Source organism: Rhodoferax sp. WC2427 (assembly GCF_040822085.1).
GTDB lineage: Bacteria > Pseudomonadota > Gammaproteobacteria > Burkholderiales > Burkholderiaceae_C > Rhodoferax_B.
In genome coordinates this window covers 639048-657716 of sequence record NZ_CP162006.1, presented here as the reverse complement: position 1 = coordinate 657716, position 18669 = coordinate 639048, and the positions used below count along the sequence as shown (strand labels likewise).

Annotated in this window: 20 protein-coding genes and 2 tRNA genes; 6 read left to right on the top strand and 16 right to left on the bottom strand. The window is 53.5% G+C overall.

The window, feature by feature from the left end; genetic code table 11:
• Position 1: 1 nt before the first annotated feature.
• Positions 2 to 877 (bottom strand): LysR family transcriptional regulator, encoded by an 876-nt coding sequence (locus AB3G31_RS03135; RefSeq protein WP_367848761.1) that lies wholly within the window; start codon positions 875 to 877, stop codon positions 2 to 4.
• A gap of 129 nt (positions 878 to 1006) precedes the next feature.
• Here AB3G31_RS03135 and AB3G31_RS03130 point away from each other — a divergent pair, with 129 nt between their 5' ends.
• Positions 1007 to 2152, top strand: coding sequence for an alkene reductase (locus AB3G31_RS03130; RefSeq protein ID WP_367848760.1), 1146 nt, complete (start codon positions 1007 to 1009; stop codon positions 2150 to 2152).
• A 704-nt stretch (positions 2153 to 2856) separates the two neighbouring features.
• On the opposite strand, the gene AB3G31_RS03125 is transcribed toward AB3G31_RS03130, so the two are convergent.
• Both AB3G31_RS03125 and AB3G31_RS03120 read right to left on the bottom strand, forming a co-directional pair.
• Positions 2857 to 2928: transfer RNA gene (locus AB3G31_RS03125), tRNA-Ile, on the bottom strand.
• 101 nt (positions 2929 to 3029) lie between these two features.
• Entirely contained in the window at positions 3030 to 3719 is a 690-nt protein-coding gene (locus AB3G31_RS03120; protein ID WP_367848759.1) for an NYN domain-containing protein, read from the bottom strand.
• A 1166-nt stretch (positions 3720 to 4885) separates the two neighbouring features.
• Between AB3G31_RS03120 and AB3G31_RS03115 the strand changes: the two genes are divergently transcribed.
• Both AB3G31_RS03115 and AB3G31_RS03110 read left to right on the top strand, forming a co-directional pair.
• Positions 4886 to 5824 (top strand): retron St85 family effector protein, encoded by a 939-nt coding sequence (locus AB3G31_RS03115; RefSeq protein ID WP_367848758.1) that lies wholly within the window; start codon positions 4886 to 4888, stop codon positions 5822 to 5824.
• Positions 5821 to 6765 (top strand): retron St85 family RNA-directed DNA polymerase, encoded by a 945-nt coding sequence (locus tag AB3G31_RS03110; RefSeq protein WP_367848757.1) that lies wholly within the window; start codon positions 5821 to 5823, stop codon positions 6763 to 6765. Before AB3G31_RS03115 ends, AB3G31_RS03110 begins: the two co-directional genes overlap by 4 nt.
• Positions 6766 to 7066: 301 nt before the next feature.
• Here the strand turns inward: AB3G31_RS03110 and AB3G31_RS03105 are convergent, their stop codons facing one another.
• The 11 genes from AB3G31_RS03105 to AB3G31_RS03055 all read right to left on the bottom strand — a co-directional run bounded on the left by AB3G31_RS03105 (position 7067) and on the right by AB3G31_RS03055 (position 14721).
• Positions 7067 to 7570, bottom strand: a complete 504-nt coding sequence (locus tag AB3G31_RS03105; protein ID WP_367848756.1) for a hypothetical protein — start codon at positions 7568 to 7570, stop codon at positions 7067 to 7069.
• A gap of 189 nt (positions 7571 to 7759) precedes the next feature.
• Complete coding sequence (locus AB3G31_RS03100; protein ID WP_367848755.1) at positions 7760 to 8995, bottom strand: type II secretion system protein GspD; 1236 nt, start codon at positions 8993 to 8995, stop codon at positions 7760 to 7762.
• Positions 8992 to 10065, bottom strand: coding sequence for a zonular occludens toxin family protein (locus tag AB3G31_RS03095; protein WP_367848754.1), 1074 nt, complete (start codon positions 10063 to 10065; stop codon positions 8992 to 8994). Before AB3G31_RS03095 ends, AB3G31_RS03100 begins: the two co-directional genes overlap by 4 nt.
• A gap of 31 nt (positions 10066 to 10096) precedes the next feature.
• Complete coding sequence (locus tag AB3G31_RS03090; RefSeq protein ID WP_367848753.1) at positions 10097 to 10384, bottom strand: DUF2523 family protein; 288 nt, start codon at positions 10382 to 10384, stop codon at positions 10097 to 10099.
• A 7-nt stretch (positions 10385 to 10391) separates the two neighbouring features.
• Positions 10392 to 11705 carry a hypothetical protein gene (locus AB3G31_RS03085; RefSeq protein WP_367848752.1) on the bottom strand — a complete coding sequence of 438 codons (1314 nt, stop codon included), beginning with the start codon at positions 11703 to 11705 and terminating at the stop codon, positions 10392 to 10394.
• Positions 11706 to 11898: 193 nt separating this feature from the next.
• Complete coding sequence (locus AB3G31_RS03080) at positions 11899 to 12114, bottom strand: hypothetical protein (RefSeq protein WP_367848751.1); 216 nt, start codon at positions 12112 to 12114, stop codon at positions 11899 to 11901.
• A 46-nt stretch (positions 12115 to 12160) separates the two neighbouring features.
• Complete coding sequence (locus AB3G31_RS03075) at positions 12161 to 12337, bottom strand: hypothetical protein (RefSeq protein ID WP_367848750.1); 177 nt, start codon at positions 12335 to 12337, stop codon at positions 12161 to 12163.
• A 122-nt stretch (positions 12338 to 12459) separates the two neighbouring features.
• A complete protein-coding gene (locus AB3G31_RS03070; RefSeq protein WP_367848749.1) occupies positions 12460 to 12780 on the bottom strand; it encodes a single-stranded DNA-binding protein in 321 nt (106 codons plus the stop codon).
• Between the two features lie 10 nt (positions 12781 to 12790).
• A complete protein-coding gene (locus tag AB3G31_RS03065; RefSeq protein WP_367848748.1) occupies positions 12791 to 13975 on the bottom strand; it encodes a phage/plasmid replication protein, II/X family in 1185 nt (394 codons plus the stop codon).
• 4 nt (positions 13976 to 13979) lie between these two features.
• Positions 13980 to 14393: a hypothetical protein gene (locus AB3G31_RS03060; protein WP_367848747.1), complete on the bottom strand. Its 414-nt coding sequence runs from the start codon at positions 14391 to 14393 to the stop codon at positions 13980 to 13982.
• A gap of 133 nt (positions 14394 to 14526) precedes the next feature.
• The gene (locus tag AB3G31_RS03055; protein WP_367848746.1) at positions 14527 to 14721 is read right to left on the bottom strand and encodes a hypothetical protein; all 195 of its coding nucleotides are present in this window, start codon (positions 14719 to 14721) and stop codon (positions 14527 to 14529) included.
• A gap of 313 nt (positions 14722 to 15034) precedes the next feature.
• Here AB3G31_RS03055 and AB3G31_RS03050 point away from each other — a divergent pair, with 313 nt between their 5' ends.
• Together AB3G31_RS03050 and AB3G31_RS03045 are read left to right on the top strand one after the other, a co-directional pair.
• The gene (locus AB3G31_RS03050) at positions 15035 to 15529 is read left to right on the top strand and encodes a hypothetical protein (protein WP_367848745.1); all 495 of its coding nucleotides are present in this window, start codon (positions 15035 to 15037) and stop codon (positions 15527 to 15529) included.
• Complete coding sequence (locus tag AB3G31_RS03045; RefSeq protein ID WP_367848744.1) at positions 15516 to 16523, top strand: tyrosine-type recombinase/integrase; 1008 nt, start codon at positions 15516 to 15518, stop codon at positions 16521 to 16523. The genes AB3G31_RS03050 and AB3G31_RS03045 overlap by 14 nt, the downstream gene beginning before the upstream one ends.
• 50 nt (positions 16524 to 16573) lie before the next feature.
• Here AB3G31_RS03045 and AB3G31_RS03040 read toward each other — a convergent pair.
• A tRNA-Ile gene (locus AB3G31_RS03040) sits at positions 16574 to 16650 on the bottom strand.
• A 34-nt stretch (positions 16651 to 16684) separates the two neighbouring features.
• Positions 16685 to 17689, bottom strand: a complete 1005-nt coding sequence (gene hrcA, locus AB3G31_RS03035) for a heat-inducible transcriptional repressor HrcA (RefSeq protein ID WP_367848743.1) — start codon at positions 17687 to 17689, stop codon at positions 16685 to 16687.
• 74 nt (positions 17690 to 17763) lie between these two features.
• Here hrcA and AB3G31_RS03030 point away from each other — a divergent pair, with 74 nt between their 5' ends.
• Positions 17764 to 18657, top strand: coding sequence for an NAD kinase (locus AB3G31_RS03030; RefSeq protein ID WP_367848742.1), 894 nt, complete (start codon positions 17764 to 17766; stop codon positions 18655 to 18657).
• Positions 18658 to 18669: the final 12 nt, after the last annotated feature.

The following is an 18669-nucleotide window of genomic DNA, read 5'->3' as shown; positions in this document are numbered from 1 at the left end:
GTCAAGGCTCAATCTTCACGGTTTCGTACAGAAAGTCGAGCACCACACGAACCCTGGCGGGCAACTCCAGTCCAGGCCCCACAAAGACCGCGTGGACTGCCTCGACATCGCCAGGATTGAACTGTTCGAACAACGGAATCAATCTCCCTGCAACGATATCCTGAGATACGTGGAAATGGGCGAGGCGTGCAATGCCAACCCCTTCAAGTGCCAGCATACGCATGCTCTCTCCGTCGCTGACCTGAAGATTCCCCAGAGGAACCACGGCAGCGCGACCACCTGCATCAGTGAAAGGCCACGTCCGGGTGTGGCGGGAAAATCCGAACTCCAGGCAATTGTGGGCCGCAAGGCTAGCCGGCTCGGTGGGAACTCCATGGCGCCGGAGATATTCTGGCGAGGCCACCACCACGTACTGGCTTGAACCCAGATCCCTGCTCACCAGGCTCATGTCCTTTAGCGGCCCAGTTCGGATGGCTATGTCCGTTTTTTCCTCACGCACATTGACGACCTGATCGCTTAGCACCAAGTCCAGGCGGATGTCGGGATAGCGCTGAAGCAACGTGGGAATGAGTGGAATAAGGCAGTGCCTACCGAAAGGCACATTTGCGTTGACGCGAACCTTACCTCTCGGTGTCGATGTGCGAGATGCTTCCCTTTCGGCTACCGCTATCGATTCCAGAATTTCCTTGGCGCGGGCTTCAAAACTGGCCCCCTCCGGGGTCAGATAAATGCCACGTGTCGAACGCACCAACAGACGTGCGCCAAGGCGCGCTTCCAGCCGAGCGACCAACTTACTCACAGCCGACGGAGTCATGGACAGCCGCCTTGCGGCCGCAGAGAAATTCTGGGACTCCACGACCTGCACAAACACCTCCATCTCGGCAGACCGGTTTATGTCTTGACGACCCATATGAATCTATTTCACAGATGTTATTCCAGTCGGTAGTCTAGCGTGCATAACGGGAACCCCATAGAGTTGCCATCATTCGTCAACAAGGAGTTCCACGTGCTATTCACCCCCCATCAATTTGGTCGACTTACGCTTGAAAACCGCGTTGTTATGGCCCCCATGACCCGTTCACGGGCAGACCAACCCGGCGATGTGCCCAACGCACTAATGGCAACCTACTACGCGCAGCGTGCGGGTGCCGGCCTGATCGTTAGCGAAGGAACCCCGATTTCAGAGGTGGGTCGAGGCTATTCCATGACGCCGGGCATTTACACACCCGCTCAGGTAGCGGGCTGGAAGCAAGTCACCGACGCGGTGCACCGCAACAACGGGAAGATCTTTGTACAACTGTGGCACGTGGGTCGTCGCTCCCATTCGTCAATTTCGGGGTTTACGCCGGTGTCCGCGTCCTCGGCAAAGGATCCGGACAAGGTCTACGGACCTCTACCCACCGGTGGCTTTGGAATGATCGAGACTGAGAAACCTCGCGCAATGACCCTCGCGGATATCGAGGACACCATCGAGGACTTTGTGGCGGCAGCCGAAAACGCCATGGAGGCCGGCTTTGACGGCGTAGAGCTGCATGCGGCTCACGGTTATCTGATTGACCAATTCATGCGACTTGGAAGCAACACCCGGACCGACGGCTACGGTGGTAGCCAGGAAAAGCGGATTCGCTTACTTGTGGAGATCACCGAAGCCGTCGTCAGCGCGATCGGTGCCGACAAGGTAGGAATTCGCGTATCGCCATTTGTGACTGAGGGCTACGCGGAAGTGGATCCAGAGATTCCTGCTGTGACATTGAAAGCCCTCGAGGCATTAGCACCTCTGGACCTGGCCTACATCCACTTTTCGGAAAACATCTCCCGATATACCGCCATGCCCGAGGAGTATCGACAAAGGGTTCGCGAGGTCTATCGCAACCCGATCATGGTCGCCGGGAAGTACACGCATGAAACCGCGCAGGCAATGCTGGAAAGTGGCCTCGCCGATCTAGTGGCATTTGGTCAACCATTCATCACAAACCCTGATTTCGTGGCGCGAATCCAGCAAGGGTTCGAACTCACACCGGTGAACTACGACGCACACGCGACGTTCTACGGCGGCGATGGAAAGGGCTATACCGACTACCCCGCTTACGCAGAGGTCGGTACTGGGTCGGCGAAATTATCATTTTCGGACCAACCATCACACGAGTTCTGACTGGCATCGCCCGGCGGCACCGCAGTCAACAGCAGTGCCACCGATTTGGCATACCAGGATTGAGGACACATTGGCGTACAAACCAACAATGGATTCCGAGATAGAGCCAACTTGGAAGTGCTATCGCACATTCCTGACGGTCGTGGAATGGGTAGATGCGTCACGCGAAGCGCGTCTACCCAGAGACCATACCTTGTGAATCCAGTCATACGGATCCACGCTTTTCAGCGGTCAAGCCAGCGTACCGCCACCTTGCCACGGGTTGGCGGGACAGTGGCGTGTAGAGAACCCTACCGAGAAAGTGCATGCAAAGGGGCCAAGGTGCCCCGTTGACCCCCTGCGCATTTCAGGGGTCAAGACAAGCCGGTCGGCATCGGCGGTAGCACTACTCGACAAACTGGATCATCGGGTCAAATAGCGCCATCCACCACGTGTCTTGAAGGCTCCATCGTCACCCGCCATGCGGACGCCTTCAGCAGAAGTCGAAGTGATGCCCGGTCTTGTCAAACACCAAACAGGACGCTTGGATTACTTCAGCAGCCCCCCAAAAAAACTCATGTTTTTTCCAGCAGATTGGAAGGCATCAAAGTGCGCCGTCCGCCCCCTCTGACGTAGCAAAAAAGGACTGACTGGCAATGAAGCGTTTCGACAGTATCCGGCAGAATCCGGAACACCACCTAATTCATTGTCATTATTGAAGAAAATGGTAGGGCGTGAGTGACTTGAACACTCGACCAAAGGATTATGAGTCCATCCAAACTACCCGCTTTAGACCTGCATTGCCCAGCACATCAAGCACTTACACGCCTCTAAGCCTGCATTGTATGGGCTATATCCAGCTATGCCGTTGACACTTAGTTGACGTTCAAATGACCCATCACCAGTGCACCGGTTTGCAGGCTGGCTTCTTCTTGGTCGGCACATTCTGAGGTAGTTGGGACAACGCCAACTCATCGTCACGAATATGATGGCGAACCCAATGTGCTTGCTTCGTCAAGCGTTTGTTCGGCACCTTTCCCGCCATAGACGAGGTATCCCGGAGAGGCATCACCAGCCCAATAGCTACACCAGGCACGTCTTCACGGATCATGCGCATAGCCGGCTCCATGTCACTGTCGTTGGAGCAGATCACCACTTGATCAGCATCACCACGAACAGCATCACGGTAGGCATGCAAGGCAATGTTTACGTCTGTCTGCTTTTCTTCGATCATCCAGACTGGTGAAACGCTACTTTTGTTCGGGTCAACACCAGGCTGATGGGTTGGCAACCTGGTGGGTTCGAAGATATGAAAACCCTTGATCACTTGAACCAAGCCACCGTACTTAGACTCCAGTGCTCGTAAATATTGGGTCTGCGCATGGTTAGATGCTTCGCCATGCTGAGCATAAGAAGCCTTGACGGGCGCTGTGAAGTACTTGATGCACACGACCTCGGCAGTGGGGTCCTGCGGAAATAAGATGCGATCACGAAAGAGCGCAACAATGTCTAGCCACTTGTACGGCGTCCCCTTCAAGCGGGAGTAGTACAGGTTGTAGCCGTCGATATATATAGTTGTTTTCTTCAATTTCGAGCGCCACAAATGAAAAAGCCACCTTGCGGTGGCCTTTTCGCCCTAAGCATGAGCCAATTTAATGACACCGCGAAGGGATTGTATAGGCTTAATTGTACACCCTAATGACGGAACCGTCAGTTATCGTCAGCAGCTACCTAGGGTGCGTGCGCCATGGCCCTAGCGGCCATGGAATCATGGGCACAGCACAACCAAACGGTAGGCCATGGGGCTTTTCACCCCATCCCCCCGACCCCACGCCTTCGGCTTACGCGGCACTATTCGTGCGCTTGGGGCCCCGCTAGCCATCTAGCGATGACTCCAACCGACAGCATCCGCAACAACTACAATTATTCAACTTATAAAACAGTTCGAGAGCGAGTGTGTATACGGACTAGCTGCCTAGAGAAATCTAGGTCCTGCACACCAGCAGGGGTAACAGAGCCTCGCAGCGATGACTGGTAACAGTTATCAAGAAAAGGACCTCCGGGTCCTTTTTTCTTTTTTGAGCCCGGGTGCTTAGCTCTTCGGTGACCGCAAGACCACGCAAGCGAAGCGAGAAGCCGCAGGGCGTGAGGCAAGAACACTGATCTGCGCCTTAACGGGGGTGATCGTGGGCCATGGGGGTGTTGTACTTGCAACTTTCTCCCAGAGTCTCGCCCCGCCACAACCCATTGTCAGGCTTAAGTGACTGAAACCCCGTTCTGATGGCTCTGCAAGGGCGTTTCGGGGAAAGTCCCTACCTCCAAACGCGCAACGCGACCGCCATCAACAATCAAGCGCCATGGCCCTAGCGGCCCTGGAACCACGGGCCCGGCATGGCTAAGCGGTGAACCATGGGGCTATTCGACGCCAGACCCCACGTCGTCGGCTTACGCGGCACTACTCGCGCACCTAGACCCACGCATGCTCCAGAACAATGAGCCCCAAAAACGATGCGAAAAGACCACTATCGACATCCTGTTGACAGAAAAAAGATGCGTATACGATAATAATGATGTTCTTTACGCGAATAGAGCTTTTTAGCTAACAACTTTTAAAGCTTAGTCGGGCGCTTAGCCAGACTCTATTTTATTGCTTGGTTTTATTCCGCAGATAAGCTCTGCGGGCCTACGCTCGCCGCTGGCTCACTCCGGCCCGCAGATCTTATCTGCGGCTGATTCTTGGTAAAGAACCTTTTCATGTCGGCAGACGATCAAGACCCTAGACCAGTTTTTCTATCCAATCTTGATTTATCCAGTCTTCGTATAGAGTTGTCTAGCACACCCATAGTTCTTTTATGCGGTGGCAAGGTGGAAATAAAAGCCCACGTCAACGCCCCCCCTCCCCCAATTAAGTCGCTCCGTCACGCTATCACAAACGCATATCCTGCGTTTGAGGTATTTCGACCAGAAGAAATTCAAAACTGGTCCTCTGACGGAATTTTCACGGATTTAATGAGCTTCGAAGCAGAGCTGGCAAGTGTTTGCGGCCTCGTCGTAATAATCCTAGAAAGCGCAGGAGCACTCGTAGAATTAGGAGCATTCTCTCAACTACCGGAATTGAGCAGAAAACTTATTGCCATTCACTCATCAGAGTTTACAAATCAAACATCATTTGTAAATCATGGAATTCTTAGATTTATATCAGACAAGAATCCATCAAGCGTAAAAAGTTACCCATGGTCCATTGGCAACGAAAGCACAATAAGCCAAGAAATAACAAATGACTTAATTCTTGATATCCAGCAAGAACTAAACGAGGCCCCAAAAAGTCAAGTATTTAAGATAATGGATAATTCACATATCATGGTATTGGTGTGTGAACTATTAAGATACTTCACTGCGCTAAAAGAAACAGAAATACTTGAGTATCTAAAAATTCTCGGCGCAGATATAACAAAAGAATCTTTAAAGCGCAAATTATTCTTACTAAAAGAATTCCGTCTAGTAAAAACACAGGACTATAGCGACGCACTGTTCTTCATGCGAACGCAAAATACCTTTCATAAAATTCGTCTTCCAGCAAAAGTCGACATCCTCCGAGTTGAAGTGCAATGCTTAGACTATTACAAAAGCAATTCAAAACAAAGAAATAGAAATAGGGCTATAGCCCAGGCATCTAAAGGGGCGTATCGATGACAGCAAGACTCGCCCAAATTATGTTTGACACCTTTGGTTTAAGTGAAGAAAACTTTGACCGCTTAGTTACAAGATCACCGCACTCATACAAGATTTACACAATACCGAAAAAATCGGGCGGAGTGCGGACAATCGCCCAGCCAGCTAAAGAAATAAAGTTTCTGCAACGCTGGTTGATTGAGAATGTTTTTTCAAAGCTTCCAATCCACGATTGTGCGTCAGCATACAAAACAGGTGCAAGCATCAAGAGCAATGCGAATGCACACAAGGAAAATGAGTACATATCAAAATTTGATTTTGAGAATTTTTTCCCCTCGATAAAACACAGCGACTTAACAAAACATTTCAAAAATCATCTTGAGAAAAATATTCACCCCGATGATATAAAAACCGTTACTCGTTTATGCTGTATCCGGCCTAAAGGAGGGGGAGTTCTTTGTCTTAGTATTGGAGCGCCGAGCTCCCCCATACTCTCGAATTCCATAATGCATGAATTTGACACTCAAGTTAACAACTGGTGCAAAACAAAAAAAATAACATACACCCGTTATGCGGACGACATGACATTCTCAACAAACACGAAGAATGCCTCTGCAGAAATTGAATTAAAAATACAACAATTTACAGAAAATATATCCTACCCAAGCTTGAAGCTAAACAGCAACAAAACAATTCATCTTTCTAAAAAATTCCAACGAAGAATAACAGGCGTAATAATAAACAACGATGGCCAATTATCGATTGGAAGAGATAGAAAGCGGCTTATCAGCTCTTTAATACATAAATTTACGCTTGGAAAACTACAAAATCAGGATATATTCCAACTGCAAGGTCTAATTGGATTTTCGAAAGATATTGAACCAGATTTCATAAAAAGTATGAAGAAAAAATATGGCAGTCAAGTAGTCGATGGAATACTATCCATTCGAATAATTGACTAATTTATCTTGCCCTTTCAAGTAGCACACTCAATGAATACAAGCAAAATCACAAAACCATTGGATGATGAAAACTTGGCTGTGTGGGAGGCAACACGTGATATAGAGTTCGAAATCGTAGAGTCAATCGGCCAGATGGTTCGAGGGGAAACCACGGCAATAGACGTCTCTGCAATTGATGCATATAAAAGCCCAAATACACATCAATCCGAATCAACGGATTTTCAATAGAGCCAAATGGTATTAAACAAGATTTGACCGGGGCACCGAGTAAAGTAAAAATAATAGATCATGAAAAGGGTATTCAGGGCTCTCTGACAAGTAGCGAAAAATATACTTCATCGTCGTTTCGAAGTATTTTTTCTGACAGATGCGGCCAAATTTTCGAAGGGAATTCTTCTAGTCCCAAAGCGATAACGCATCGTACAAATCTGGAGCCTTTCCCAGCAAGTGCATTAGAAAACGTAGATGCCGAGACAGCATGTGAATCAGTAAGGCCGATTGCTTCCGCAAGTTGTCGATTCGTTTTTTCCCCATACTTATCCAGCAAGCCTCGCAATACTGGTGCCCCTGCGCTGGTACCGATAGTGCGTGTGCCGATAACAGATGGTGACGAATATGCCCGCCCCGTCAAGGCGGTAATATCAAGCGTCATGCTCAGCGCCCAGTCCCGAATAGCCTTGAGCACAACGTCAAACGCAGCTTGGCCTGAAGAGCAAGGGCCTGAGTTAGCTTCAAGATGGTTTATCGAGAATGTGAAAAAGCCATCTTCTGTGGAAAGAATGGCAACGGGCTGGATTGCCTGCATATAGAAAACTCCTTGACGAACGGTAAGTAAAAATGGAGGGTGCGTTACTTTTCGCGGACGCGAAAATCCTCACGCGATGAAGTGAAGCCATAGCAGCGAGAGCGTTACAAGGGTGGCTCCAATGCCTGCAGCAATGCGGCATCCGTCAATCAAAATTTCACGAATCATGTCTTTCTCCTATGAAACGGTTCAAATCCGCTGAACCTGCAGCACCAACAAGATTTCTGAGCGGCTAGTTTCGTTACCCGTCGTTTGCATGAATTTCGGCAGAAATGACAGGCCATCACGGCTCTTACTGTCTTTGTTTTCCGTCAAACCGCCCAAGACGATCAAGTCTCCATCCTGCATGCCCACACTGGTTTTCAGCGCACGCTTGGTCAGGGTGGGCGAGTTGTTCACGCCCGTAGTGGTGGCGATGAAGTTGGACAGTTGCTGGTCAATGTTCAGATCAATGCCGCCTTCGCGCACCGTAGGCAGGATGTTGAAAATCACACCGCTGGAGCGGTATTCCACGCTCTGCACAGCCTGACCGTTTGTGGTGTAGCTGACGGAACCCAACACAGGGACATCCTGGCCGACCGAGAACGTACCGTTATCACCCGAACGAATGCGCAGGCTAGGGCTAGACACCACCTTGGATCGGCTGTCCTGGCTCAGTGCCGAATAGATGCCGTCCAGGCTGGCATTCTTGAACCGGACAAAGCTGCCAATTGGGTCGGTGCTGCCGATACCGATAGACAGCTTGCCACCAAGCAACGAGGCCAGCAGACCGAAAGCTGAGCCGTCTTTGTCGGAGGTGCTGACCTCGTAGACCACGCCGCGCACGACCACCTCACCTAGTGCGAAATCGACTTGCGGCAGCAGCTCTTTGAGTTTTTCGACTTCCTTGTCAGTGCCAGAGAACACCAGCGCATCGGCGGTCTGGTCGATCAGCGATGCCGCCGAACCATCGGGAACCGGCTTATCGGTCTTGGTGCCTTGCGAGGCAGCAGCAGAACGGTTCACCGAAAAGCTGCCTTTGAACAGCGGTGAGAGCAGCCGGGCGATGTAGTGCACATCGCGGTGCAGAGGGCGGTAGACGAAGCTTTCGGTATCGGGCTCTGCCTTTTCTTCCAGCTTGGTCCTAGCAATGAAATCGATGCCGTTACGGGTTTCAACCACCAGCCCGAGCGAAGCCAAAAAGGCTTTCAAGAAAACGCGTATGTCGCCCTTCTCGCTGGAGTACCGAAACGACACCGCCCGCGCATCGGTCAATACATCAGGATCGATTACATATGGCGAGGCCAGCACCTCACCGTAAATAAGTTGGAGTACCTGCGCCACATTGATCGACTGAAAATCGAACCTGACGGGTTTGGGGGCGCTCTGGCACCATGTTTGGCCCATCGACAGACACAGCAAAAACAGGAGAGCGACACGTTTCATTTCTTGTCTCCTGGCTGCATGCCAGCCGCAGCAGAAACACCGCTCCAGGCCATAACACGCTCACCATCGACTTCACCAACCATGGCGAGGCCCTGGTTTTGGAAGGCCGAAGGGTGTTCCAAGCGAACACGGCCGAGAGTGTTGGCCAGCACCACATAGGCCTGGCCGCCGAGTTGGTAGGTGCCGGTGATGCGCCAGACCTCGGACACACTCTCTGCAGCCGCTTTGCCGGGCTGTGCCGCGTTCGACGGCATACCGACAACCTGGGCGGTACTGCCCGCTTTAGCTTGCGCCTTGACAGCATCCTTCTTGTCGTATCGGGTGGGGTCGAAGAAGTGCAGCACGCCGTACAGCGACACTCCACCGAGAGCAATCATTCCCACAACCATCGCCCACAGCTTTTTACTGTTCAGGATGTTCTGCCGCTTGTCGACCTGCAGCTCTTTGCCTTTGCCACCAACATACGAGGAATACAGCGGAAATATTTTGGGGTCGTACTTCTTGTTTTCGACCGATACCCGGGCCTTGGCCGTGAGCTTGTAACCCTCCCACATCTCTACACGGTAAATTTTGTTGAGACCGAGAGATTTGATTTTGGTAGTGCGAAAACTCAGCTCGACCACCACTTTTAACTGGCGGTGCAGGTCTGTGATGTCTTGCACCATCAACACCAAGTCACACGACACCTTCGTGAGAGGGTCCACGTAGTGCCGATGCTCCCGGAAGAAAATCGCATGTTCTTTAGAAATCTTGCAGTCTGTGCCCCAGAAGCGCCAAGCCTCATCAATGCACACCATATCGCCCGGCTGGCACAGCGTTTGCGCATCGGTGCCATGGGGCAGAAAATTTGGACCGCTCAAGTCTTCGTTTTTGCAGTGAATGACATGGCCCAGCTGCGCCAGTTCGATGCCGAACTTTTCTGCGCAATAGGCTCGGCATGCATCGTTGTCGATGCCGTCCACGTTGGTGACCACCCGGCGACCGGCCACCAGGGCGGGCAGGATGACGGACACGACACATTCGAACGACTTGCCGGAGCCCATGAGGCCGGTGTATGCATTGATTGGCATGGAAGGTTTCTCAGTTTCGCGGACGCGAAAATCAACCAATTACCGGGATACGGCGGATGATGAAGCGGGTGGCGTAGGCCGACACCACCAGGGACAGGCCGGAAGGCAAGGCGAACACGTCCAAGAAGTACGCAGTGTTGGATGCGATACCCGACAGCGCGCCATTGAGCGAACTGGCCGAGGGCAGGAGGCTGGCGATGATCGAAATGAATTCTGTCGTGATGAAGTACAGAGCGAAGTACACGCAGAACTTCACCAGTACGGAACGAACAAGCCAAGCCAGGATGCTGTTGAAGGCGCTTATCAAGATTCCAAACATAGCGACCTCACGCAGAAAGAATGATTAGCAAAGCAGACAGGGTGAAGGCCAGTACCATAGCTGCACGGATAACGTCGCGGTTGTTGTCCAGAATCGCGCAGTGCGCCTCAAATGTCTGTGTATGACCAAACAGGTTCAAGGTCGGGCGTGGACAGATTCCGCTTGCCATCGTGGGGCTGAAATTCTTCAAGTCTGGCAGCAGGTCCAATATCGGCTGCAGAATCATTTGCGCCGTGGGTGTTTGCTCCAACGTCGGTGCGCCTATGGCCGGGTCTGCACCAAGATTTTCCTGCGCGTTGCTTGCCGCGGGGTTTGTCGTATTGGCGTTGGGTGTAGTCGCTGGCGTAGTGGTAGCTGCCGTCGGGTTTTGCGGCAATGCCCACGGCTGCGGGCTCGCTGTGGTTGCCGGATTGGGCGCGGTGAAATCGCGGATGGTCGGTGCGTAGTCTGGATTTTGTGCGGTCCACGTCGCAGCTTCTGTTGCCGTGATCGGTTTGGACTGCGGATATGGCAAGCCGTCGTAACCGGGTTGGGCAGCAGCTTGCTGCCAGGCCTTATTTACCAAAGCGGCAACGATTGCAGGGTTCAGCTTTTTCTCTAAATCGACCGCAGGAATGTCGTTCGTCGCCTGCTGTGGCGTAAGTGCAGTTTTTTGAGGAACGGCGGCGGGCGATACGAACGTGTATGCGCTGCACATCCCGTTCTTAAACATCGATCCAGCCGGGCATGACGTAGGTGCACCCGAAGCCTGTCTCAACGCAAAGATGACTCCACACGCGACCTGGTTAGTTGAGGGTGAACAATTTGGAGTTGAAGACGTATTCTGATTTGTTTGGCTCAAATATTCAAAATATCCTTGCCGCGCAATCGCTTCACCATCTCCACCAGCCAGTTCAATGTTGATGTTTCCAGAGTGAAAGGATACTTTCCAGTAAGCACCGCCAATAGTCATGGCTGTGGACGTTTGGATCGGCAATGAGTCACCCGACTCATCAATCTTCCCGTCGTTGCGAAAGAGCCATCTAACCAGGGAGTCGATTCCCAAATTGACCGCATAGGTAATTACTGCACCAACGCCGACGGCTAAAGCGACAGATGCCCATCCTGGGGCCGTAACTGTGCCGACTGTCACAGCCGCTGCGGTGCCTGCGACCCCGGACAATTGTGGAGATATTCTGGCAAGCGTGTTGCCGTATCGCGGGTCATTCGGATTGAATCCGCTATTTTGTAACCGCGACATGAGCGCACCTGTCATCGCTCGGCTAACGTTATCCGGCTTGGCTTGCGGATCAAGTGCAAATGCACTTTGAATTGACAGCATCAAAGCACATGCAACCACCCAGCAAATGATGTATCTAATTGCGTTCATTCCAGCCCCGTGATGACGGCCCAAGCGCAAACGATGCCCCAGGCGAAAATGAACAAATACCAAAGTTGTGAGGAGGTCATGGCTGTTGCTTTCAGAAAAATGGCAGGGTGATCAGTCCTGCCAGATTCATGCGTGAAGCATCGGATTAACGGCCGCGCAACATGCCAAGAACAATGTTAGTCGCCTTATAGGCCACGTAAACCACGGCCAAGGTGGCACCGATTGCCAAAATCGCCGTGACGATGTCGGCCGAGGTGAAAGCACCCGTCATCGGGGTCAGGTCCAACGCGGCATGCGCCGAGCCAGCGGCCAGCAGTGCGGCGGGAGAACCGTACTTGAGTGCTTGTTTGAAAAACTTCATTTGATTTCCTTGGAAAAATGACGGGAGCCGCCCGACACGGTTGGTCTTATCCACGGCGGATCAGACTCAATACGACACCTACGCCGCGCCCCAGCAAAAAGCAGAACACGACGGTAGAAAAAGCAAGGGTGAACACGGCGACCACGGAAGCGCTGTCCAGCGGTTCTATGACCATATCCAGAAATGCAGAATTGGCAGGGTCGATCACGTAAACCGACTTCATTGCGGGGCGGTAGCGGACACCAGCCACGGTCTGGCACGGGGCTGCGGTTGCCCCGGTCGTAGCCGGGACGCAGACAATGACTTGCTGAAGACCGCCGAGCGCCATGATTTCCCAAGCAACAGTTACTCGACCGCATCCAACGTCATATCGACGGGGATCACCATGGAGGTTTCGCCCGTGTCTTTATCGGTGACGCGGTACGGCTTGCGGGAATAGCCACCCAGCTTGCACACCACTGACACCTCTTCACCGACTTCGCCCAGCTTGCCCTTGCTGCGGATTTCAACGGTGGCCGGGCGGGAATAGGCATCTGCAGCGGGCGTGATCATCCGGGTATAGGTGCTGGACTCGTACCGGCGACGCGCGTCGATCTTGCCCTTGACGATGACTTCCATCGGCATGGCTTTGGCTTGAGAGATTGAAGAAACTGGAACAGCAGACATGGTTTTTCCTTTAGGCCGCAAGCGGCATGAGTTCCCGGCTAACGTTGTACTCAGGCCGATTCCGCGCCGGGGCGAAGCAGAAGCGCCTATCCATCCGCATAGGAATGAAATCGTGAATAAGTGAGTCATTGGCCACAATGACAATGTCGGAGCCAATCCAGCTCACGCCCACGTCTTCCAGCATCTTGCGATTGCGGTAGTACGTGGGTTTTGTGTAACGGTCCTTGGTTTTGTCATCACCCGAGGTGCACAGGGATTGCCAGAATCCGTACAAACGGTTGCCTGTGAGGCGGCCATATTCGTTCTGTAATCTGTTGCAAACCGCGTCGGTCGTTCGTACGGTGTCCATACCTTGTTTCCCTTCTCGGAGAATCCGTTCAATCTCTTTGTCGTGTAGCGTTTCTAGATACTCGTCAGTCAGGTCTTTGACTTCGGGGTGCTTTCCGAAGTCGTACTGCAGCTTGTCGCTATTGATGCCGACCTCTACGCGCAGGCGTTTATCTGCAAGCCGCTGTAGTGCGCCGATCTTTGATTCGACGCGTTCCATATTTCGCGGATCGTCACCATGCAGGTGCTTAAATAGGCTTCTGAAAAATATCCTCAGCCGTGAAATCTCATGGACGCGGAATTCTTCGCCCTTGTGATAGAACTTCACCGTGGTGGTTTTGCCTGGGAAGTGAACGGCCATGTTGTATTTCCCGGCCTTGCGCTGGCGACGCGGAAAATTCACCAACTGCATCGTGTCGAAGAACTGTTTGCATGCGGCTTTCGACAAGGCATACACATGGGCCACGTCCACGCGGTGGACCGTCCAGATGTCTGCGGCAGGTAAATCGATCTCCAGCAGCTTTTCGACCAAGGCCACCAAATCGCGGGCGGCTTTTAAAAAGTCGGTCGGACCGCCGTAGACGTTGTGACCGAGTAAAACCTTGTGGACGCTGGCCTCTACCAAGATGTACGGTTCACAGGGTTGCAGCCGGGGCGTTCCGTTGCGGTCAGCAAACCAGTCTTCGTATTTCGGAATCACCGAAATGCGGGCATCCCAACTGCCTAAGAGCTGCCCCGTGTGCAACTCATAGAGCATTTCGCCCGAATTCAAATCGACGCCAGACCTCAGAATGCACTTTTGCTCGACGGCGCGGATGAAGTCGCGGTCCATGTGCGGGCTCTTAATTTTGATGGTGTCGTAGGCCATGGGTTCAAGCAGGGCGTGAAACAGAAGAAGTCTCAAAATTGAGACTGTCAGGCGGTGCTACCACGCCCGCCTGACAAAAAACCGGGGGCAGGCCGTTGGCGAAATTGGCCGCTTTTGTCGCCTCGAACTGCTCCACCTGGGCACGCAATTCGGCTGCGCACGAGCAGTCGCTCAATCCGCATTCGCGGGTGTTCTTGCAGGAAACGGTAAAGCGAGCGCACTCAGGCATGTGAGATTCCACCGTCCAGCAATCGAGGCCGCTTGGAGTCGTCCAGGCGTTGACGATGCGGGCGCAATAGGTAACGGTGTTTTTGCGAACCTGAACGAACTTGCCCGAAAGGACAATGCCGCGCTGGGCGGCCGCATGGCAGGCTGTGGCGTGGTCTGAATGGGTATACGGCTGATTGCTGTAGCTCACGACTTCACCCTCTCGCGTGTGTTCGTGCAGGCGACGTTGCTGGTTCCGGCTGGCTTCGCTTCGCTCCAGGCAGGCGGAACCAGCATCGCGCCAACGGCGGACATGGCGAAGGTGAACACGTAGGAATGCGCATTCATCGCGGTGCAAAACCGGCTTCACTGAGCGCGGTACGAAGAGACTGAATGGCTGCACGAATGTCGCAAGCCTCTTGATCGTCAATGGCATTGACTCGCATCTCTGACCAGCCGACACGTTTCACGAACTGAGCTAATGCCACGGCTTCGGTGTGCACAAGAACAACCGAAACAGACACCATTTGATCGGTCATCACGTGAGCGCCTTCGCAGCACACTGCGAACGAAGAACTTCGAGATTTATAAAAACTCGTTTTCCTACGGTGATTTGCGGCCAGTAGCCTCTATCACACTGGGCAACTAACACCGTCTCCGGTAAACCTATCGCAGCAGAAAATGCAGCACGGGTCATCAAAGGCACAGATACCAAGGCAGCAGCAGAAGCTTGCAATGCGTGCATCTGTGAAAAGTTGTCTACCGCGCCCATAATTAGCCTCACTCTTACCAAAATTTAGTAAGGCATCATCTTACCAAAAAATAGTAAGCAACAAACCTAAAAATAGTAAAATGACACCAGAACGCTTTGATGGCGACGCAACAGACTTCAGAGAACGCTTTATCTGGGTGATAAGGAATTTCGCCGGAAGGCCCACCCGATACAAGGTTCTTGAAGAACGGTTCGGAATAAGCGCTCGCAAATGGCAAAACGTCTGCAATCACGTTCAGCAGCCAAGCATCGAAATGGTGGCCGCCATGGCAACCGTCTACCCGTTCTTCCTATCGTGGATGGTGACTGGAAGCGGGCGAACACTCATACAACTGGACCCGAGCGATCCTGACTGGTTTCAGACCCTGCTTGACACCTTAGAAAACGCTCCGGCGGCGCAAACGGACGTTCTGAACAGATATGCAGACCGCCTAACTCTTGATCACGGTATCGAAACTGCTGAGGAAGCAACGTCGGCAACGATGTCAGAAAAGAGAATCGCGCTTGAGCAAGGACTCGGCATAGAAGCGGAAGAACCCCAGAAGGTGCGCCCTAAAAATCATGGCAATAAATAAGGCGAACAACGGCTGGTTAGTTGACAGTCAACCAGGAGGACGTGGTGGTAAAAGGTTTCGGAAGACATTTAAAACACAGGCAGAAGCAAAGGCCTATGAGGCCTGGCTCACCACCCAGGTAAATCAGAATGAGAAATGGCAGCCTGAGAAGCGCGACACGCGGAAGCTCCGTGAGCTGATAGACCTCTGGTATTCACACCATGGCTCAGGCTTGAAAGCTGGCGCAAACACATACAGCCGTCTCAAGCTGGCTTGCGAAGCAATGGGCAATCCTGTCGCAGATCGTTTCACCGTTGGCACCTTCGCAACGTACCGAACGACGAGACTTGCTGCGGGGATCACTCCAAACAGTGTGAATCGTGAACATGCGTACCTGCGAGCCGTTTTTAACGAGCTACGGCGACTGGGCATATGGAAGAAACCCAACCCCCTCGCCGAACTGCGACAGTTCAAGATCGAAGAGAAAGAACGGGAATACCTCACGTTGGAGCAGATCAGCGACTTGCTTGAACACCTGGCGGTTGGATCGAACCGTCACACGGTGATGATTGCCAAAGTTTGCCTTGCTACTGGTGCGCGATGGAGCGAGGCTGAAAACCTTGAGCTCAAACACGTACGCAACGCGCAAATTCAGTTTGTCGGTACGAAGTCAGGGCGCATCCGAACCGTTCCTATTGAAAAGCAATTCGAGAAAGACCTGAAGGCTCACCACGACAAGAAGGAAACGAGCCAGCGCCTGTTTGCCTACGCATACTCCGCTTTTCGGGATGGCGTGGACCGGGCGGGCATCACGTTGGCCGACGGTCAGCTCACGCACGTACTGCGCCATTCATTCGCATCACATTTCATGATGGGTGGCGGCAATATTCTTGTGCTGCAACGTGCTTTGGGTCATGCGAACCTGACCATGACGATGCGTTATGCGCACCTGGCACCTGACCACCTGCAAGAGGTGGTGAAGCTCAACCCAATTTCTGCGTTGACACTTCGTTGACAGTTGACTGAAACCAAGACGCAAAAATTGCGCTAAGTTGTTGATTTGAATGGTAGGGCGTGAGTGACTTGAACACTCGACCAAAGGATTATGAGTCCTCTGCTCTAACCAACTGAGCTAACGCCCCACACAACCCGGCATTCTACTGTGCGAAAAACCGGCTACTTCTGGTGGCTCAGGGCGTTGCTGACCAGCTTGGAGGTGATGTCTACGATCTGGATCATGCGGTCGTAGGGCATGCGGGTGGGGCCGATCACGCCCAGGGTGCCGACGATCTGGCCGTCGACCTCGTAGGGGGCGCTGACGATGGAGAGCTCTTCGAACGGCACAACCTGGCTTTCGCCACCTATATAAATGCGCACGCCTTCGGCCTGGCTGGAGATGTCCAGCAGCCGCATGATCTGGGTTTTTTGCTCGAACAGGTCAAACGCGCGGCGCAGATGGCCCATATCGCTGGAGAAGTCGCTCACGGCCAGCAGGTTGCGTTCGCCGGAGATGACCACCTCGTCCTGCTCGCGGGTGAGGGCGTCGGAGCTGGCGTTGACGGCGGCTTGCATCAGGCTGGCGATCTCGCCGCGCAGGGTTTCGACCTCGTTCTTGAGGCGTTCGCGCACCTGTTCGATGGACAGGCCGGCGTAGTGGCCGTTGAGGTAGTTGGCGGCTTCGACCAGTTGGGACGAGGTGTAGTCCACTTCGGTAAAGATGACGCGGTTTTGCACGTCGCCCTCGGGCGAGACGATGATGACCAGAAAGCGTTTTTCCGACAGGCGCAAAAATTCAATATGGCGAAACACCGAGGTGCGCCGGGGTGCCATCACCACGCCCACAAACTGCGACAGGCTGGAGAGCAGGTTGGCGGCGTTGACGATCACCTTCTGCGGCTGCTCGGCAACCAGCTTCGGGGGCACCAGCGGGCCCGGCTGCGCGGTGAGCATGGTGTCCACAAACAGCCGGTAGCCGCGCGCTGTGGGGATGCGCCCGGCCGAGGTGTGCGGGCTGACGATCAGACCCATCTCTTCCAGGTCGGACATGACGTTGCGGATGGTGGCGGGCGACAGGTCCAGGCCCGAGGCTTTGGAGAGCGTGCGCGACCCTATGGGCTGGCCATCGGCGATATAGCGCTCGACCAGCGCTTTCATTAACAACTTGGCGCGTTCATCGAGCATGGCTCCATTTTAGGGGCATTGATAGTCCTGGCCGCACCCTCTGGATGCAGCACAAGTCGTGTTGTAATTTGTGAATGAAATCACAATTCCGCCACGTAGCGCTATTCGGCAAATACGCCGCGCCGGGCACCTATGCGGCCAACGCTTCGTCGCGCAAGGTGCTGGAAGAAATTGCGCAGTTTTTAACCAGCCAGGGCTGCGAGGTGGTGGTGGATGCGGAAACCGTGGCCAACACCGGCTTGAGCGGCTACCCGGCGCTGGATATCGCGGCGATTGGCCAGCGCTGCGACCTGGGGCTGGTGGTGGGTGGCGACGGCACCATGCTCGGCATTGGCCGCCAACTGGCACGCTACGGGGTGGCGCTGATGGGCATCAACCAGGGGCGGCTGGGGTTTATTACCGACATTCCGATCGAGTCCTATGCCACCACCCTGCTGCCGATGCTGCAAGGCACTTTCGAGGAAGACCACCGCAGCCTGATGCACGCCCAGGTGATGCGCGCGGGCGAGTGCGTGTTTGACGCGCTGGCACTGAACGACGTGGTGGTGAACCGGGGTGCCACCTCGGGCATGCTGGAGTTGCGGGTCGAAGTGGATGGCCGCCTGGTGGCCAACCAGCGGGCCGACGGCCTGATCATCGCCACGCCCACCGGCTCCACGGCCTATTCGCTGTCGGCGGGCGGGCCGCTGATGCACCCGTCCATTCCCGGCTGGGTGATGGTGCCCATTGCCCCGCATACATTGACAAACAGGCCGATTGTGCTTGCCGATGCGGCGGAAGTAGCTATTGAATTAGTAGCAGGCCGGGATGCCAGCGCAAATTTCGACATGCAGTCGCTGGCCTCGCTGCAGCATGGCGACCGCATCATTGTGCGGCGCTCCGAGCACCGGGCGCGCTTTCTGCACCCCCAGGGCTGGAGCTACTTCGACACCCTGCGGCGCAAACTCCATTGGAACGAAGGCACCTGATTTATGGTACTG

Excerpts from the sequence above, each read along its gene's own strand:
- AB3G31_RS03135 (WP_367848761.1), bottom strand. The coding sequence starts at position 877 with ATGGAGGTGTTTGTGCAGGTCGTGGAGTCCCAGAATTTCTCTGCGGCC.
- AB3G31_RS03115 (WP_367848758.1), top strand. The coding sequence starts at position 4,886 with ATGTCGGCAGACGATCAAGACCCTAGACCAGTTTTTCTATCCAATCTT.
- AB3G31_RS03110 (WP_367848757.1), top strand. The coding sequence starts at position 5,821 with ATGACAGCAAGACTCGCCCAAATTATGTTTGACACCTTTGGTTTAAGT.
- AB3G31_RS03105 (WP_367848756.1), bottom strand. The coding sequence starts at position 7,570 with ATGCAGGCAATCCAGCCCGTTGCCATTCTTTCCACAGAAGATGGCTTT.
- AB3G31_RS03100 (WP_367848755.1), bottom strand. The coding sequence starts at position 8,995 with ATGAAACGTGTCGCTCTCCTGTTTTTGCTGTGTCTGTCGATGGGCCAA.
- AB3G31_RS03095 (WP_367848754.1), bottom strand. The coding sequence starts at position 10,065 with ATGCCAATCAATGCATACACCGGCCTCATGGGCTCCGGCAAGTCGTTC.
- AB3G31_RS03090 (WP_367848753.1), bottom strand. The coding sequence starts at position 10,384 with ATGTTTGGAATCTTGATAAGCGCCTTCAACAGCATCCTGGCTTGGCTT.
- AB3G31_RS03085 (WP_367848752.1), bottom strand. The coding sequence starts at position 11,705 with ATGCTGTCAATTCAAAGTGCATTTGCACTTGATCCGCAAGCCAAGCCG.
- AB3G31_RS03080 (WP_367848751.1), bottom strand. The coding sequence starts at position 12,114 with ATGAAGTTTTTCAAACAAGCACTCAAGTACGGTTCTCCCGCCGCACTG.
- AB3G31_RS03075 (WP_367848750.1), bottom strand. The coding sequence starts at position 12,337 with ATGAAGTCGGTTTACGTGATCGACCCTGCCAATTCTGCATTTCTGGAT.
- AB3G31_RS03070 (WP_367848749.1), bottom strand. The coding sequence starts at position 12,780 with ATGTCTGCTGTTCCAGTTTCTTCAATCTCTCAAGCCAAAGCCATGCCG.
- AB3G31_RS03065 (WP_367848748.1), bottom strand. The coding sequence starts at position 13,975 with ATGGCCTACGACACCATCAAAATTAAGAGCCCGCACATGGACCGCGAC.
- AB3G31_RS03055 (WP_367848746.1), bottom strand. The coding sequence starts at position 14,721 with ATGACCGATCAAATGGTGTCTGTTTCGGTTGTTCTTGTGCACACCGAA.
- AB3G31_RS03050 (WP_367848745.1), top strand. The coding sequence starts at position 15,035 with ATGACACCAGAACGCTTTGATGGCGACGCAACAGACTTCAGAGAACGC.
- AB3G31_RS03045 (WP_367848744.1), top strand. The coding sequence starts at position 15,516 with ATGGCAATAAATAAGGCGAACAACGGCTGGTTAGTTGACAGTCAACCA.
- hrcA (WP_367848743.1), bottom strand. The coding sequence starts at position 17,689 with ATGCTCGATGAACGCGCCAAGTTGTTAATGAAAGCGCTGGTCGAGCGC.
- AB3G31_RS03030 (WP_367848742.1), top strand. The coding sequence starts at position 17,764 with ATGAAATCACAATTCCGCCACGTAGCGCTATTCGGCAAATACGCCGCG.